14 protein-coding genes are annotated in these 16,054 nt (G+C 44.3%); 8 read left to right on the top strand and 6 right to left on the bottom strand.

The features are described from left to right. Positions 1-3 precede the first annotated feature (3 nt). Positions 4-2,610, bottom strand: a complete 2,607-nt coding sequence (gene gyrA / locus HF888_RS06470; protein WP_007017501.1) for a DNA gyrase subunit A — start codon at positions 2,608-2,610, stop codon at positions 4-6. 201 nt (positions 2,611-2,811) lie between these two features. Between gyrA and HF888_RS06465 the strand changes: the two genes are divergently transcribed. The 5 genes from HF888_RS06465 to HF888_RS06445 all read left to right on the top strand — a co-directional run bounded on the left by HF888_RS06465 (position 2,812) and on the right by HF888_RS06445 (position 8,064). Then, the gene (locus HF888_RS06465) at positions 2,812-4,131 is read left to right on the top strand and encodes a TRZ/ATZ family hydrolase (protein WP_007017500.1); all 1,320 of its coding nucleotides are present in this window, start codon (positions 2,812-2,814) and stop codon (positions 4,129-4,131) included. 252 nt (positions 4,132-4,383) lie between these two features. After that, a complete protein-coding gene (gene ubiG / locus HF888_RS06460) occupies positions 4,384-5,091 on the top strand; it encodes a bifunctional 2-polyprenyl-6-hydroxyphenol methylase/3-demethylubiquinol 3-O-methyltransferase UbiG (RefSeq protein WP_007017499.1) in 708 nt (235 codons plus the stop codon). After that, on the top strand, positions 5,091-5,798 hold the full coding sequence (locus HF888_RS06455; protein ID WP_007017498.1) for an HAD family hydrolase: 708 nt from the start codon (positions 5,091-5,093) through the stop codon (positions 5,796-5,798). Before ubiG ends, HF888_RS06455 begins: the two co-directional genes overlap by 1 nt. A gap of 80 nt (positions 5,799-5,878) precedes the next feature. Beyond that, positions 5,879-6,616, top strand: a complete 738-nt coding sequence (locus HF888_RS06450) for a YciK family oxidoreductase (RefSeq protein WP_007017497.1) — start codon at positions 5,879-5,881, stop codon at positions 6,614-6,616. A gap of 512 nt (positions 6,617-7,128) precedes the next feature. Then, on the top strand, positions 7,129-8,064 hold the full coding sequence (locus HF888_RS06445; RefSeq protein ID WP_007017496.1) for a GGDEF domain-containing protein: 936 nt from the start codon (positions 7,129-7,131) through the stop codon (positions 8,062-8,064). A 10-nt stretch (positions 8,065-8,074) separates the two neighbouring features. Here the strand turns inward: HF888_RS06445 and HF888_RS06440 are convergent, their stop codons facing one another. After that, a complete protein-coding gene (locus HF888_RS06440; protein ID WP_007017495.1) occupies positions 8,075-9,100 on the bottom strand; it encodes an AraC family transcriptional regulator in 1,026 nt (341 codons plus the stop codon). A 379-nt stretch (positions 9,101-9,479) separates the two neighbouring features. Between HF888_RS06440 and HF888_RS06435 the strand changes: the two genes are divergently transcribed. Together HF888_RS06435 and HF888_RS06430 are read left to right on the top strand one after the other, a co-directional pair. Continuing rightward, a complete protein-coding gene (locus HF888_RS06435; RefSeq protein ID WP_007017494.1) occupies positions 9,480-9,953 on the top strand; it encodes an Mpo1 family 2-hydroxy fatty acid dioxygenase in 474 nt (157 codons plus the stop codon). A gap of 178 nt (positions 9,954-10,131) precedes the next feature. Continuing rightward, positions 10,132-10,716: an NADPH-dependent FMN reductase gene (locus HF888_RS06430; RefSeq protein WP_007017493.1), complete on the top strand. Its 585-nt coding sequence runs from the start codon at positions 10,132-10,134 to the stop codon at positions 10,714-10,716. A 14-nt stretch (positions 10,717-10,730) separates the two neighbouring features. Here HF888_RS06430 and HF888_RS06425 read toward each other — a convergent pair whose 3' ends face one another. Together HF888_RS06425 and HF888_RS06420 are read right to left on the bottom strand one after the other, a co-directional pair. After that, entirely contained in the window at positions 10,731-11,750 is a 1,020-nt protein-coding gene (locus HF888_RS06425) for an AraC family transcriptional regulator (protein ID WP_007017492.1), read from the bottom strand. A 175-nt stretch (positions 11,751-11,925) separates the two neighbouring features. Beyond that, the gene (locus tag HF888_RS06420; protein WP_007017491.1) at positions 11,926-12,222 is read right to left on the bottom strand and encodes a hypothetical protein; all 297 of its coding nucleotides are present in this window, start codon (positions 12,220-12,222) and stop codon (positions 11,926-11,928) included. Between the two features lie 198 nt (positions 12,223-12,420). Between HF888_RS06420 and HF888_RS06415 the strand changes: the two genes are divergently transcribed. After that, complete coding sequence (locus tag HF888_RS06415; RefSeq protein WP_168367051.1) at positions 12,421-14,637, top strand: EAL domain-containing protein; 2,217 nt, start codon at positions 12,421-12,423, stop codon at positions 14,635-14,637. 59 nt (positions 14,638-14,696) lie between these two features. On the opposite strand, the gene HF888_RS06410 is transcribed toward HF888_RS06415, so the two are convergent. Both HF888_RS06410 and HF888_RS06405 read right to left on the bottom strand, forming a co-directional pair. Continuing rightward, positions 14,697-15,185 (bottom strand): DUF2147 domain-containing protein, encoded by a 489-nt coding sequence (locus HF888_RS06410; RefSeq protein WP_007017488.1) that lies wholly within the window; start codon positions 15,183-15,185, stop codon positions 14,697-14,699. A gap of 80 nt (positions 15,186-15,265) precedes the next feature. Further along, the gene (locus HF888_RS06405; RefSeq protein ID WP_007017487.1) at positions 15,266-16,042 is read right to left on the bottom strand and encodes an SDR family NAD(P)-dependent oxidoreductase; all 777 of its coding nucleotides are present in this window, start codon (positions 16,040-16,042) and stop codon (positions 15,266-15,268) included. Positions 16,043-16,054 lie beyond the last annotated feature (12 nt).

Below are 16,054 nucleotides of genomic sequence, written 5' to 3'. Positions count from 1 at the left end.
CGATTATTCCTCACCGCTGGCTTCTTCGGAGTCATCTTCCGCAGGTAGAGTTTGCTCATTCACAACCGAATCCATATCTTCGTCTTCATCCATAATCGGCGCAATACCCACTAAACGCTCGCCTTCTTGAACACGAATTAGGGTGACACCTTGAGTATTTCGACCAAGAGTAGACACCTCACTCACGCGAGTACGAACTAGAGTACCTTGGTTTGTGATCAGCATAATTTCATTGCCATCAAACACTTGCACAGCACCCACCAACTTACCATTGCGGTCGTTAGTGACCATACCGATAACACCCTGTGTACCGCGGCCTTTGGTTGGGAATTCGTCTACGTCGGTACGCTTACCATAACCATGCTCACTAGCGGTCAGTACGGTGGCACCTTCTTTTGGAATCATTAGTGAAACGACTTTTTGATCGTCTTGCATCTTGATACCACGAACACCGCGTGCGGTGCGCCCCATGGCACGAACATTACTTTCAGCAAAACGAACCGCTTTACCCACGTCGCTCATGAGCAATACATCTTGGTTGCCGTCGGTAATTTCAGCACCCATCAAGGTGTCACCTTCTTCCAACTCTAAAGCAATCAAACCGCTAGAGCGTGGACGAGAAAACGCTGTAAGGTCAGTTTTCTTCACTGTGCCCTTGCTGGTCGCCATAAAGATGTAGTGGCCTTCTGTGTACTCCCGAACAGGCAGAATCGTTGTGATCCATTCATCTTGCTCAAGCGGCAATAGATTAACGATTGGACGACCGCGACTTTGACGACTGGCCACTGGAATATCGTAAACCTTTAACCAATAAACTTTACCAGCATTACTAAAGCAGAGGATGGTATCGTGGGTATTCGCTACTAATAAATGCTCGATAAAGTCTTCATCTTTAATAGCAGAAGCAGACTTTCCACGACCGCCTCGGCGCTGAGCTTGGTAATCAGTTACTGGCTGAATCTTGGCGTAACCACCATGAGACAGCGTCACCACCATATCTTCTTCAGCAATTAAATCTTCCATCGTTAAATGACGGCGCGTTTCAACAATTTCTGTCAGACGTCCATCGCCGTACTCATCTTTAATGCTTTCTAATTCCTCACGAATCACTTCCATCAAGCGCTCGTGACTAGCAAGAATCTGCAAGTATTCTGCTATTTCATCTACTTTGACTTTGTATTCGTCGATAAGCTTGTCGTGCTCTAGGCCGGTCAACTTCTGAAGACGCATATCCAAAATGGCTTGAGCCTGAGCAGGTGAAAGATAGTAATTACCATCACGGAAGCCAAATTGCGGATCTAAATCATCAGGACGACACGCATCAGGACCTGCACGCTCCAGCATTTCCATGACATCACCTGGTTGCCAAGCCGTACTGATTAGCTTGTCTTTAGCTTCGGCCGCTGTTGGAGACGCTTTAATGGTTGCGATGACAGGATCGATATTCGCCAGCGCCACTGCTAGACCTTCTAAAATATGACCGCGCTCGCGGGCTTTTCGCAGATCATAAATCGTACGGCGTGTCACCACTTCACGGCGGTGACGTACGAAGGCTTCCAACATATCCTTCAGGTTTAGAATCTTCGGCTGACCATCTACTAGAGCCACCGTATTAATACCGAATACGGTTTGCAGCTGAGTTTGTGCAAATAGATTATTCAGTACTACTTCAGGCACTTCACCACGGCGCAATTCAACAACGATGCGCATACCATCTTTATCGGACTCATCGCGAAGCTCAGTAATCCCTTCGATTTTTTTGTCTTTTACTAGCTCAGCGATTTTTTCAATCAAACGAGCTTTGTTCACCTGGTACGGGATCTCAGTAAAGATAATCGATTCTTTACCGTTCTTATCATCCATCTCAAAATGATGACGGGCACGCATTTGAATACGACCACGGCCTGTGCGATAGGCATCAACAATACCGTCGCGACCGTTAATGAGGGCTGCTGTTGGGAAATCAGGGCCTGTGATGTATTGCATCAGACCATCAACATCGATTTCTGGATTTTCAATCAATGCTAAACAACCAGTGATCACCTCAGTTAAGTTATGAGGTGGGATATTTGTTGCCATACCCACTGCAATACCACTAGAGCCATTCACCAATAGTGATGGGATTCGTGTCGGCAATACTTCAGGGATTTGTTCAGTACCGTCGTAGTTGTCGACAAAATTAACGGTTTCTTTATCGATATCCGCCAGCATCTCATGTGCGATTTTTGCCATACGCACTTCGGTATAACGCATTGCCGCAGCGCTATCACCGTCAATGGAGCCAAAGTTGCCTTGACCGTCAACCAATGTGTAACGCATCGCAAATGGCTGGGCCATTCGAACGATTGTGTCATAAACCGCGCTATCGCCGTGTGGGTGGTATTTACCGATTACATCACCCACCACACGGGCCGATTTTTTGTAAGGTTTATTCCAGTCGTTATTCAGAATGTTCATGGCGTGAAGTACACGACGGTGAACAGGTTTTAACCCGTCACGAACGTCTGGTAACGCACGACCCACGATTACGCTCATGGCGTAATCCATGTAGGATTGTTTCAGCTCGTCTTCAATATTTACGGGCAGGATTTCTTTACTTAAGTCACCCATGCAGGTATCCCTTGTTTACCGAAGTCGCTCGAGACTATCGAACGTATCTAAACCGGTGTTATTGTTATTTCGCGAAGCCCAGAACTTTACCACAAATCAAGGCATTAGCTCCAATTAATGGCGCTAAAATACACCCAAATCCGGTATACTGACGTACAAGCGGTATGATTTTTATACACCTCAAGGCTAAGGAGTCTCATAATGGCCAATCCGAAATCCATTATATTGTCACCTAAGTGGTTACTCACCATGGAATCGGATGATGTACTTGTTAATCACAGCGTGGTGATGAAGGCGGATGTGATCCAAGCCATCATGCTCACTGAACAAGCATTGATCGAATTCCCTGAGGCCAAACATATAGCATTGGATGATCAGTTGCTGATGCCTGGGCTAATCAACACCCATGGGCATGTGGCGATGAATTTGTTCAAAGGTTTAGCCGACGACTTGCCACTGATGGAATGGCTAAACGATCATATATGGCCCGCAGAGGGTAAATGGGTCAGTGAAGACTTCGTCGCTGATGGTGCAAAAATCGCCATCGCTGAAATGCTACAGTCCGGTACGACCTGCTTCAGTGATATGTATTTCTACCCTGATGCCGTTGCGAACGTCAGTGCCGAAATAGGGATGCGTGCAACGTGCTATGGACCGGTACTGGACTTCCCAACTCCCTATGGATCTGGCTCGGATGATTACATTGAAAAAATTGTCAAAGCCCACGATGAATTTAAACACCATCCACTCATCAATATTGGCTTTGGTCCGCATGCGCCCTACACCGTCAGTGACGAACCTTTGAACAAAATTCGTACGCTGAGCAATCAACTCGGTTTGCCCATTCAAATCCATTTGCATGAAACCGAATTCGAAGTGGCTGATGCATTAGAGAAAACAGGAAAACGCCCCACTGAACGCTTAGAAGATTTGAATTTTTTTGGTCCTGATGTACAAGCGGTTCACGTAACTCAGGTCAATGAGACTGACGTAGAAATATTAAAACGCAATGGAGTCCATGTGATTCACTGCCCTGAGTCGAATTTAAAACTGGCCAGTGGTTTCTGCCCGATTCATAAACTTTCTCAAAACGGCATCAATGTCGCTCTTGGAACCGACGGCAGCGCTAGCAACAACGATCTAAACATGTTTGGTGAATTACATACTGCTGCTCTTCTAGCCAAAGCCGTGGCAAAAGACGCTTCAGCCATCCCAGCAATCGATGCTTTAAAAATGGCAACGATTAACGGTGCAAAAGCATTGGGCATGGAAGATCAAATTGGTTCATTGGCCAACGGCAAGCAAGCGGATATGATTGCTATCTCATTTAATCATATTGCGGCACAGCCAGTATTTGATCCGGTTTCTCATTTGGCCTATAACACAGGCCACCGCGTTAACCATGTTTGGGTAGCTGGACGCCAACAAATAAAAAACGGGCAATTTTGCCATTTAAATGAATCGCAGTTAATTGAGTTAGCGCAAGACTGGTCGAATCGAATTGTGAATGATGAGCTATGAGATTATTTTCGTGTTGAATTGTGAATGATGGGTGTTGAATTATTGGTTGGCCGTCATTCTCCGGCGTCGCGAAGCGATAGACCGGAGAATCCATCATTTACAACTCAACATTCAAAATTAATAAAATGGATTCCCGCCTTCGCGGGAATGACAACAAAGTAAGCACTAAACAATAAAATACTATTAAAAATAGTTCCCGCCTTCGCAGGAATGACGATAATTTAAACATTAAAATTTAAGCACTAAATAATTATGGCAAATGTAGATCAATCAGAAGTCGCGAAATTCGAAGCACTCGCCAGTCGCTGGTGGGATAAAGAAAGTGAATTCAAGCCACTGCACGACATTAACCCACTACGTACCAATTTTATTGATGGTCACGCAGGTTTAGCAGGAAAACGTGTTTTAGATGTAGGCTGTGGCGGTGGTATTTTAAGCGAAGCCATGGCGCAACGGGGTGCTCAGGTCACCGGTCTTGATATGGGTGAAGCTCCTTTGACGGTTGCTAAATTACACGCCTTGGAGTCACAGTTAAACATTGACTATAAGCAATTACCGGTCGAAGAGTTAGCCGAACAAGAACCTGCAAGTTTCGATGTCGTTACCTGCTTAGAGGTGTTGGAGCATGTGCCTGATCCCGCCTCTATTGTTAAAGCCTGTTTTGATTTATGCAAACCCGGCGGCCATGTATTTTTCTCAACACTTAATCGCAATCCTAAAAGCTACTTGCTAGCAATCATTGGTGCGGAATATGTGTTAAATATGCTGCCAAAGGGCACCCATGATTATCGTAAGTTCATTCGCCCGAGTGAATTAGCAAAGTATTGTCGAGAGGCTGGTCTTCAAGTGGGTGAATTAAAAGGCATGACCTACAACCCGATCACTAAAACGTACAAGCTAGCGCGAGATACCGACGTTAATTATCTGTTGCAAACCTGCAAACCCGCGAGCGGTGAATAATGATCGAAAACAAACACTATGACGCAGTTTTATTCGATCTTGATGGCACCTTGGTCGACACCGCTCCTGATTTCTTTGTGGTGATTAATGAGATGCGTATGGCCGATGGCTTGGACGCCCTCTCCTATGAAAGCGTTCGCTCAGTTGTCAGCAATGGTGCCCGCGCCTTGATCAACCTAGCTTATGATATAGACGAAGGTCATCCCGAATATGCTCGACAACGTCAGAGACTATTGGACCTATACCTTCAAAATGTAGCGCAAGAAACCCGACTATTTCCTGGGTTTGACGCGATGTTGCTGCACTTCAAAGAACAAGGCATTCCAGCCGCCATCGTCACAAATAAACCTCGCTTGTACGCCGATGCCCTACTAAAACAGCTAAAAATCAATCATGGTGTTCTTGAGGATTACATAGACAGTTTAGTTTGTCCGGATGACGTTACGCATCGAAAACCCAATCCTGAAGCGCTACTGCTGGCTTGCAAGGAGATGTCAGTAAACGCAAGTAACTGCATCTATGTTGGCGATCATCTACGCGATATTCAAGCAGGTAAAGCCGCGAGTATGACAACACTGGCCTGCGAATTCGGTTATGTCGGAAGCCCCCAAGAAGCGAAATCATGGCAAGCTGATCAGACCTTTGCGACAAGCGAAGCACTGGCGCAACATCTGATTTCAGTTACAATGCGCCGCGAACGCCAATAAGTGCCGCTCTAATATTAGCTAAACACGGCAAGCGGCAACGAATGACCGCTCCAAAGTGAACAATCAGCTCGGATAATCCTATGACAGACTCACACTCAGTCCTTCCTCTAGATCAACGTGTCATTTTAGTGACAGGCGCTAGCAAAGGTATTGGCCGTGCCATGGTGTATGGTTTTGCTGAGGCAGGTGCCACTGTCATCATGTTGGCCCGCAATGAAGAAGCTCTCAATCACATACACGATGACTTAGTGGCGAAAAAGCTGCCACAACCTGTGATCGTTCAGTTTGATTTGGAGCATGCACCCGAAGAAGCGTATTTCCAGCTTCGCGATATGATTAATGAAGAATTCGGTCGTCTAGACGGTTTATTGCTCAATGCGAGTTTATTGGGTCAGCGCACGCCGCTATCCAACTATAACTGGCAAACCTGGAATCGTGTCATGAACATCAATGTGAATAGCACTTTTCTGCTTGCTCGTACACTGCTGCCGGTTATGGAGCAAAGCCCTGCCGACGCCAGTATTCTTATGACTTCTTCGAGCGTCGGCAGAAAGTCGAAAGCTTATTGGGGAGCTTATGCAGTTTCAAAATTCGCCACTGAAGGCTTGATGCAAACCATGGCGGAAGAACTAGAAAACACGAGTAATGTACGTGTTAATAGTATTAATCCCGGTGGCACTCGAACCGACATGCGTGCAGAGGCCTATCCGGCGGAAGACCCTGCTACAGTGAAATCACCGGAAGACTTAGTTGCACGTTACATTTACTTAATGAGTGCCGAAAGTAAGGGCATAAACGGCCAAGCGCTGGATATCTAGTGTTTATTGCCCAATATCGTCATGCCCAGCTTGACTGAGAATCCATCTAATTCGTTCAAATACGATCAATGGATTCCCGATCAAGTCGGGAATGACGGTTTGTATCCGTCATTCTCAGCTTGACTGAGAATCCCTCTTGATGGTTTTGAATGCGTAGTTATGAATTCTGAGTGATGGATTCTCTGGTCAGTCGCTTCGCGACGCCAGAGAATGACGGCAGGTAATGTCATTCCAGCGAAGGCGGGAATCTATTTTTCAGGTTGAAATCAACTGAAAGGATTCTCAGTCAAGCTGAGAATGACAATGTTCACTACTCAAACCCTTAGTTGTTCAATTTCCTGACGCCATTGCGTTTTGATCATAGACCAGCAGCGACAAAATGACGTCGGGTCGTTACATCCACTTACAAAACCACCCTAACATATTGTTTTTTAAGTAATTTCTTCTTCAAAAACTACTTGGCATATTTCTCGCATATTCTCAATCTGAGTCTTTGAGAATGAGGTCCCAAGATGGTGACTCAAGTATCGAACATTTCGGCGCTACAAGATGACAAGCTCACGCCGTTCAGTGAATTAGCTGCGAAGCCACAGATCAAGTCTGATGTTCTGGTGCGCTTAGCCACTTTTTTACAAACCACCCTAGATTACAAACAACTTTTAACGCTATTTAAACGAGAAATCGCTTCGTCGGTATTAGTTGAGGGTATTGAATTTTCCAATGCTGAGCATCAAGTACATTACTTAGATGGCCAAAAAGGCCCTCACTCGTGCAACTACACACTAAGCGCTCAGGGCCAAGGATTAGGTGAAATCACCTTTTTCCGCACTACACGTTTTCGTGAGCATGAAATGGCCAATCTCGAAGCGTTAATGGGGACTTTGATATACCCATTGCGCAATGCCATGCGTTATCGCAGCGCTCTGAATCAGGCGTTCAAAGACCCGCTTACAGGTGCAGGCAACCGCATCGCATTGAATGAATCACTTCAACGTGAAATGGAACTAGCCAAACGCCATGGCCACGACCTTGCCATTCTCATGTTGGACATCGATCACTTTAAAACCATCAACGACCGTTTCGGGCACTTGGTCGGCGATGAAATGCTAAAAGCCACGGTGAATACCATCACCCAATGCGTTCGCCAAACAGACATTTGTTTCCGCTATGGTGGCGAAGAATTTGTTGTTATTCTCAATAACTGTAACATCGCCAACGCGCGCTTAATTGCCGAGCGCATTCGTATGGATGTATCCGAAACCGTTTTGCAAACTCAAGATGATAACTTTTTACAAGCTACCATCAGCTGTGGGTTAAGCGTTTATGATGCGAATGATACTTTGGAAAATCTTATCCATCGTGCAGACATCGCACTCTATAAAGCAAAAAACTCTGGGCGTAATAAGGTCTGTGTGCAAGAGCAAACTAAAAAAGAAGAGACTGTTTAGGTCTCTTCTTTTAACTTGTGTGGCTTTGACGCAACTCGTTGGGTGTACAATCAAACCAACGATGACACGCACGATAAAAAGTAGAGCTTTCTGCAAACCCTAAATCTTCAGCAATCTGTTTCAAACTGCGATCCGTTTTAATAATTAGCTCCTCAGCTTTAACCCGTCGCTGCTCATCCATTACATCAATAAAGTTTGTATTTTCTTGTTGCAATCGCCGCTGTAAAGTACGTGTACTCACATTTAACTTGTTAGCCACTTGTTCCCGTGTCATATGATAATGACCGCTTTCTACCAAAGTTTTGATCACCTTGGCTTTCCAGCTGGTATTACTGTGAGCAGCAAGAAGTTGATCCGCATGAGCGCGATGCAATGTATGTAAACCTGCATCACTCTCTTTCAACGGACGCTGAAGCACAGCTTTCTCAAACTCCATGGCAGTAATATTTTGTGAAAAACGTGGCGTGACACCAAACACTTGCTGATATTCCCAACTACCGGGACCAGTGTCCGTAGCAAATTTCACTTCTATCGGCGTCACACTTTCATCCCCAAGGAGCCAACGACTGAAAGCCAGTAAAAGTGCCATCACCGATTCGTGTTGATGGCGACTAAACGCCTTATAATCTGGCACCGGCGTGTATTCAACCCAAATACGGTTTTGCTCATGACTCATTGAAAGAATAGCGCCCTCACTGATTAGCGGCATATAACGCTGGAAGCTTTTAAAAGCTTCAAACAAATTTGCACTTGTCATAGCCACATAAGCCACAGCATGAAAATACGATGGCCTCACGTTTTGCCCCATACGCAAACCAAAGAACTCATGACCTGATAAGGTTTCCGCCGCTTCCCATATGTCCTGTGTTTGATCCAGTGACAAATAGGCAGGCTCATTACGATCAAGATCCAACGTAATATTCACCTTTTCTTGAATAGCATTCGCGTTAATACCCAAGGATTCAGCCGCGGCTAATATAGCTTTGATCCAATGTATGGATACACGCTTATGGGTTGGCTGATCAAGCTGAGACATTCGGTAATACCTGGTTTTAGTTATTAGTGTTGAGTTATGAGTGATGGGTTCTCCGGTCTGTCGCTTCGCGACGCCGGAGAATGACGATTATACTTGACTTCCAAAGTTCAAGACACATCATTGAATACTCACAACTCACAACTCACAACTCACAACTCACAACTCACAACTCACAACTCACAACTCACAACTCACAACTCACAACTCACAACTCACAACTCACAACTCACAACTCACAATTCAGCATTCAACGCTGATGTTGGTAATGTAGGCCTTTTTGGCACACAAGGTCAACCACAAAGGCTTTGAGAGGCAATGCTCACATAGCGGACTTTGCTAAAGTAGAGTCATACACATAACAACAAGTAGAGAGGGTATTATGGCGAAATCCATACAACAATGGCTCGACGAGTATGGTGAGAGTCATCAGAACAAAACCAATAAACGCATTCATTGGTTCTGTGTACCGCAAATTGTTTGGACTGTGATGGCGTTTATTTACGTCATCCCGGTACCCGAAGCCATGGCTAGTGTGAGTCCACACTTAAATTGGGCAGTGATCGTTTCGGTATTGGCTATTGTCTTTTATTTACGACTTTCTCTAACGCTAGCCATTGGTATGACCGCTTTCTTAGCAGCCTGCTATGGCCTGATTTTAGCTTTTGTAAGCGCTTTTCCAGGCTATCTTTTATGGTTCGCAGGAATTTGGTTTGTCATCTTATGGGCTCTACAATTCTACGGCCATGAAGTAGAAGGTAAAAAACCATCGTTTTTGAAAGACCTTCAATTTCTAATGATTGGGCCCGCTTGGTTAATGTCATTCATTTTTCAAAAAGTGGGTTTGAAGTACTAACCCGCTGCATGAGAGCCTTCGGCTCTCGCTTTTTTACATCTGATTGTGACCATTCTTCCGATACAGCTCATCATCCAAAATGATTTCCTGTCCGTAGCATCAATAATTGTCTATATTTGTTAATTTAAAACTAGCTTGTGTATGGCATTATCTGACTGAATTACAAAGGGAGCTTTGCGTGGATAAACTAAACATCATCGTCATTTGTGGTAGCACTCGAGAAAATGCTGCATCTGCCAATGTCAGTCAATACCTCCTCGAAACACTTACTACCAAGGGCGTGAATGCAGGGCTATTAGATTTGCATAAGGCTAATATCCCACTTTGGGATGAACATGCAAAAACTGATGAAAAAATAAAAGAGCGTTTAAACCAAGCCGACGGTTTTGTGTTTGCGATCCCAGAGTGGCACGGTATGGTACCCCCAGCGGTTAAAAACCTATTTTATTATTTTAATAAGTGTTTTAGTCACAAACCCGCTTTTTTGATCGGTGTCAGTGCCGGAACTGGTGGGCGTTACCCACTTACTGAAATGCGCTCTTCCACCTACAAAAACAGCTTTATTAATTACATTCCGGTCAGCTGCGTCATCGATAAAGTCAATGATACCTTCAATGACAAAGGAGAATTCATAGCCGAAACGGATTACATTGCTCGTCGATTAAACGAAGGCTTATCCTTTTTACAAGAGTATGCCAAAGGCCTACGTCACGTGAGACAAAGCGACATCTTTGAAAAATCGGAATTCGCGAACGGAATGTAGCTAGTAACCTAAACCTACAGTTTATCCTGATTGAAATCTCGCACACCATGGTGAATTCGATATTCACCTGGTGTCATACCTGTCCAACGTTTAAACGCGCGTTGAAAAACACTTTGCTCTGAAAATCCGAGTATTTGCGCGATATATGTCATTTTATAATTGGTCTGCAAAAGATAAGTGAAGGCATACTCTTTGCGAATATCGTCAACGATGGTCTTAAAGTTTGTACCCTGTTGTTTAAACTTTCTCTGCAAATTACGTGCGCTAACACCCAAATGCTCAGCCACATCCTGGAGGGTTGGTACTTTGTGTTGCAAGCTATCTATTACAAACTGCGTCACCACTTCGTTAGCCGCATTCTTTTGCTTTTTTAGTACAATTAAATCTGCATAACCTGTCAGAACCTTGAGTAAGTCGGGGCTATGCCCCATTAAAGGCATCTCAATTATGCGCGTATCAAACTCGATTCCTGTAAACGTGCTAGAAAAATAAACTGGACACTCAAAAAAAACTTCAAACTCTGATTTGTCAGCTTCCTGTTCATGGGTAAAATGAATGGCATGAGGGGATAGCTTGACTGCCAGTGCTTTTTTAGCAAAAGCAACCCAACTTGTGACCACTTCTTCTGTGATATGGCGGCTACATTGATAGTGCGGCAACCATTTAAGCACACCATACTGATTTTCTATCAAAAACTCCGAACGAGAAACATTGCCTACCAAGCTTTGATACCTTTTTTGATACTCTAACGCCTGAGCAATTGTAGAAGCACTATCGACAATATGCCCTAATACGCCCCAGCGACCACTATCCCCCCACTGACCAACTCGAAAGCCTATATTGTTGCAATCAAGATACTGAGCGCCAAAATCGTAAATGGCTTCAATGATAGATACGTCCACCATGCGATCAGGCTCGTCCAGTTGTTCTCGATTAAGACCCACAATCTCAAACAGTGGGGCTTGCGGCACCCCATGATGAATTAAATATGCCAGTGTGGTTCTCACACTGAATGCTGCCACCTGTAATTGCACAGAAATCCCGTTAATTATGATTATTGATGGGTAGACTTCGCATATTACCTGAATATGGACAACGATGGTGCTCTGCTGGGATTTGGGATCAATACTTGGCGCTTAACGCCAATCATAAAAAAACCCGTACATTCTATAAGAATGCACGGGTTTTTAAGAAGAGAGTCAGACTGACTTATTCTGCAGCAACCGCTTCTTTAGCATCTTCTACTGCTTCTTCTGCAGAATCAGTCGCTTCTTCAGCTAGATCTTCTGCATCGTCAGCTGCTTCTTCTGCCATATCTTCAGAAGCTTCTTTCACATCCGCCATAGTTTCTTCTGCTTCAGATGCCGCTGCTTCAGCTTGTTCCATCGCTGCGTCTGCCGCTGCTTGTGCTTCTTGAGCAGCTGCGTCAACTTGCTGAGCCGCTTCTTCTTGGCTACATGCCATTAGACCGATTAAAGACAATACAACTAATAATTGCTTGATCATTGGGACTTTCCTTTTTATTGAGTGCATAAAAGCGCCTTTAGACTACCGAATTTTACAGTGCAATGCCTACCCAAATAGCCAAAACGTGAAGAACTTCTTATTTTTGTCATCTTCATGGAACCCAAATAATTGTCTATTCTTAAAAAATACAAGTACTCGCTATCACCTTGTGTTTAATATAACCAATAGGCGCAAAATGTGCTGACACTCTCACAACGACTTTGGTTTAGCTTTGCAGCTATTCTAGCCATTACTATCACGTTGGCGACGGTCATTGTCGTTAACAGCAACAATGTGAGTGCAACCGCGCAAAAGCTAATCGAGCAACAACTGCCCAGGTTAGCACTCATAAAACAACTGCGAGCTGCTATCAGTGAACATGAGCGCCTCCTTTATGAGTATTACGCCACCATAGATCGTCGTTCTATTTGGCCGGAAATCACCAATAAAGATCAAACTCTCCAAGATCTCATGGTTACGGCCCACCAATCCTTCAGTAGACAAATTCTGACCCTGCCCAATATTTACGCTGATATTAAATTTTATCGTCAGTCATTAGATGAAAATTTAAAAAGCCGAAGCATTGACTGGGATCGAGCAAGATCCGATCTTGCTGGTTTAACTGAAGCGGGTGAAAAAGCAGAAATTACCCTCTCTAAATTGACCGAGGATGTCCAAGAAAGTGCATGGCAAGGGGCAGAATCAACTAAAGAGGAAATAAACCGCATTCTGATATTTGTTTTGATTTTCACTATGGTCACGCTAATCGCAGGGATCTATGTAGCTTATATCACACAAATAAATTTAAAACGCCGGGCTCAACGGCAAGCACTGGCCATGTTCCCCGAACGCAATCCTAGTCCAGTCATGAATTTAAATTGGCAAGGCCAAATCTTATTCGCTAACCCGGCCTGCTCTGAACTATTGCAACGCCTAAATATGGACATAAATCGAACAGAGGAGCTATTACCCGCTAATTTCTATCGAAACTTAAAACGTTGGCAAAATGATCGCAAAACATTGGAATGCTTTGAAAGTGAAATTAAAGGTCGCCAACTGGCATACAACCTTTCACTATTACCAGATCTAGGAAGCTGTCACCTTTACATCGAAGACATTACCGAACGCAAACAAGCAGAAGAACAACTGCACTACCAAGCCTACCACGATATACATACGGGCTTAGCCAATCGTCGGCAGTTTGAACTGGACCTTGGCCTCATTATCGAACAAAAGTTACCTATTTCTGTCATGTTCATCGCTATTGACCGGTTTAAATTCATTACTGCCAGCCAGGGCTACTTCATTGGTGATCAGATCATCAAAGAATTTGGAAGACGTCTCGTTCATGAATGCGAACAATTAGATTTTGAAGCATTAAGTTATCGTTTGGATGGCTCTACATTTTGTGTACTCGTGAATAGCCCAAAATCTCAACATGCTTGGGATACATCTCACGCAATACAAAATAGTATGGATGCTCCTTTGCAAGTTGGTGAACATCGATATTATCTCACACTTAGTATGGGATTTTGTCATTTCCCAGAAAACGGCCGAGACGCCAAGGCATTAATCACTAACGGCAATGCCGCCCTTAATAGTGCCAAACTTAAGGGAGATAACATTGCTCAATACAGCGAGCAACATCATGCTCAGGAGCAAAGCTGGCTACCTATTGAAGAAAAAATCCGAAAAGCGTTGGAGTGGGATCAATTTGAACTGCATTATCAAGCCAAAGTAGATGGGCAAGATCATAGTATTAAGGGCGCTGAAGCTCTGATTCGCCTAAAAGACGAAAATGGAAATCACATTAGCCCTGGCCGCTTTATTCCCGTGGCCGAGCAAACAGGTTTGATTATCAAAATAGGACAATGGGTCATAGAAAAAGGATTTCGACAAGCCAAGGCTTGGGATGATCAAGGTGATAAAATCAAACTGGCCATAAACATTAGTGCACGACAATTTCAAGATCGTAATTTCCTTATTCACCTACAACAACAATTAAGTGAAACTCAAGTCAATCCTGCATTAATTGAGCTAGAGATTACCGAAAGCTTATTAATGGATAACGCAGAACAAAGTATTTTTATCATGAAACAACTGAAAGCAATGGGGTTTGCTTTAGCTATTGATGACTTTGGCACCGGCTATTCGTCTTTAGCCTATTTAAAACGCTTCCCGATTGATACATTAAAGGTCGATCAAGCTTTTGTACGGAATTTAGAAACAGATAAAGATGATCAAAATATTGTGCGCGCAATTGTCTCCTTGGGCCAACATCTCAATTTAGAAATCGTCGCGGAAGGTGTAGAGACAAGTGGGCAATTATCGTTTCTAAATACATTAAACGTGAATTACATTCAAGGTTTCTTGTTCAGTAAGCCAGATGTGGCAGAGAAATTGTTTGAGTCCTGAAAAAGAAACAAAAAAGGCCCTTTCGGGCCTTTCATTTTGAGCATTGCAAGCTGCTTTGATTACTCAGCCGTAGTGCTCACTTGAACTGTCTCTTCAGTTTGTGCAGCTTCAGCAGGAACTTCCAAGCGCTCCCATGTCTGAGAACGACCAGCCCAACTAAAACCAATATAACCGCGAACATCCAGCTTTTCACCACCGTCTACCACTTCGATTTTAGAGCTGTACTCCGAACCGCTGGCAGGATCAAGAATAGTACCGTCATCCCAAACGCCGTCTTGCTCTGTTAGACCCCAAACAAACTGCATACCGACAATCGGCTGATCTTTTTTGTCGCCTTCACACTCGGTGCAAACTGGGTTTTCTTCTTCGGGGTCGATTAGTTTAACAATCTTACCCTTAAGCTCACCCTCATCGATCCAAATCTGAACATGGCTTTTAGGCTTGCCTGTTTCATCATCGATGGTTTGCCACATGCCTTCAGGGGAGTCAGTGCCTGCATGTGCGGTAAATGCTAGCAATAAGCTAGACATGGCCAATAGTTTTTTCATTATATTTATCCTATGTTGTGTAACCCGTTGGCTTTTCAGCCAAGCGCTACCATACCATATTGTTTTTCGCTGCCAATGTCTTATTTGGCTGCCATCCGTATGGCGCCATCTAAGCGAATGACCTCACCATTGAGATAGTCGTTCTCAGCCATGTGCACCACTAGTTGGGCAAACTCTTTGGGGTTACCTAAACGCTTAGGGTACTCAACACTGCCACCAAGGGAATTGATTACATCTTCACCTAGGCTTTCCGCAAGCGGTGTTAAAAATAAACCCGGTGCAATGGTATTGACGCGAATCCCTTGTCGAGCGAACTCACGCGCAATGGGTAACGTCATACCGACAATACCCGCTTTACTTGCTGCATAAGCTGGTTGGCCAATTTGCCCATCAAATGCGGCTACGGATGCCACATTGATTATGGTACCACGACCACCATCATCATTTAGCGTGTCTTGCTTAGCCATGCGCGCAGCAGCTTTGCTCAGTACATTAAAAGTACCAAACAGGTTTACATCTACAATTTTTTTGAATTGGTCTAACGGTAAAGGTTCGCCCTCGCGATTGATGACTTTGCCCGGAGGACCGATGCCCGCACAATTCACCACAATGTGCAGGTCGCCATAGTGCTTGTATAACGTTTCGAGGGCTTGGGCCACATTCTGCTCATCAGTGACATCCACCTGAACAAACAACGCTTTGCCTTCTTCTAATTCTTGCACCACGGCTTCGCCATTGGCTTTATCAAAATCAAAGATTGCAACCTTGGCACCCTTCTCAATCAAGCTGCGACAAGCCGCTAAACCAAGACCTGATGCACCTCCGGTGACCAGCGCAACTTTACCTTCAATATTCATTTATTATCCTTC

This window comes from Bermanella marisrubri (genome assembly GCF_012295615.1).
In the GTDB taxonomy this organism is placed as follows: Bacteria; Pseudomonadota; Gammaproteobacteria; order Pseudomonadales; family Oceanobacteraceae; genus Bermanella; species Bermanella marisrubri.
This window is presented reverse-complemented; position numbering and strand designations above follow the sequence as displayed.

Excerpts from the sequence above, each read along its gene's own strand:
- ubiG (WP_007017499.1), top strand. The coding sequence starts at position 4,384 with ATGGCAAATGTAGATCAATCAGAAGTCGCGAAATTCGAAGCACTCGCC.
- HF888_RS06450 (WP_007017497.1), top strand. The coding sequence starts at position 5,879 with ATGACAGACTCACACTCAGTCCTTCCTCTAGATCAACGTGTCATTTTA.
- HF888_RS06465 (WP_007017500.1), top strand. The coding sequence starts at position 2,812 with ATGGCCAATCCGAAATCCATTATATTGTCACCTAAGTGGTTACTCACC.
- HF888_RS06420 (WP_007017491.1), bottom strand. The coding sequence starts at position 12,222 with ATGATCAAGCAATTATTAGTTGTATTGTCTTTAATCGGTCTAATGGCA.
- gyrA (WP_007017501.1), bottom strand. The coding sequence starts at position 2,610 with ATGGGTGACTTAAGTAAAGAAATCCTGCCCGTAAATATTGAAGACGAG.
- HF888_RS06405 (WP_007017487.1), bottom strand. The coding sequence starts at position 16,042 with ATGAATATTGAAGGTAAAGTTGCGCTGGTCACCGGAGGTGCATCAGGT.
- HF888_RS06435 (WP_007017494.1), top strand. The coding sequence starts at position 9,480 with ATGGCGAAATCCATACAACAATGGCTCGACGAGTATGGTGAGAGTCAT.
- HF888_RS06455 (WP_007017498.1), top strand. The coding sequence starts at position 5,091 with ATGATCGAAAACAAACACTATGACGCAGTTTTATTCGATCTTGATGGC.
- HF888_RS06440 (WP_007017495.1), bottom strand. The coding sequence starts at position 9,100 with ATGTCTCAGCTTGATCAGCCAACCCATAAGCGTGTATCCATACATTGG.
- HF888_RS06445 (WP_007017496.1), top strand. The coding sequence starts at position 7,129 with ATGGTGACTCAAGTATCGAACATTTCGGCGCTACAAGATGACAAGCTC.
- HF888_RS06410 (WP_007017488.1), bottom strand. The coding sequence starts at position 15,185 with ATGAAAAAACTATTGGCCATGTCTAGCTTATTGCTAGCATTTACCGCA.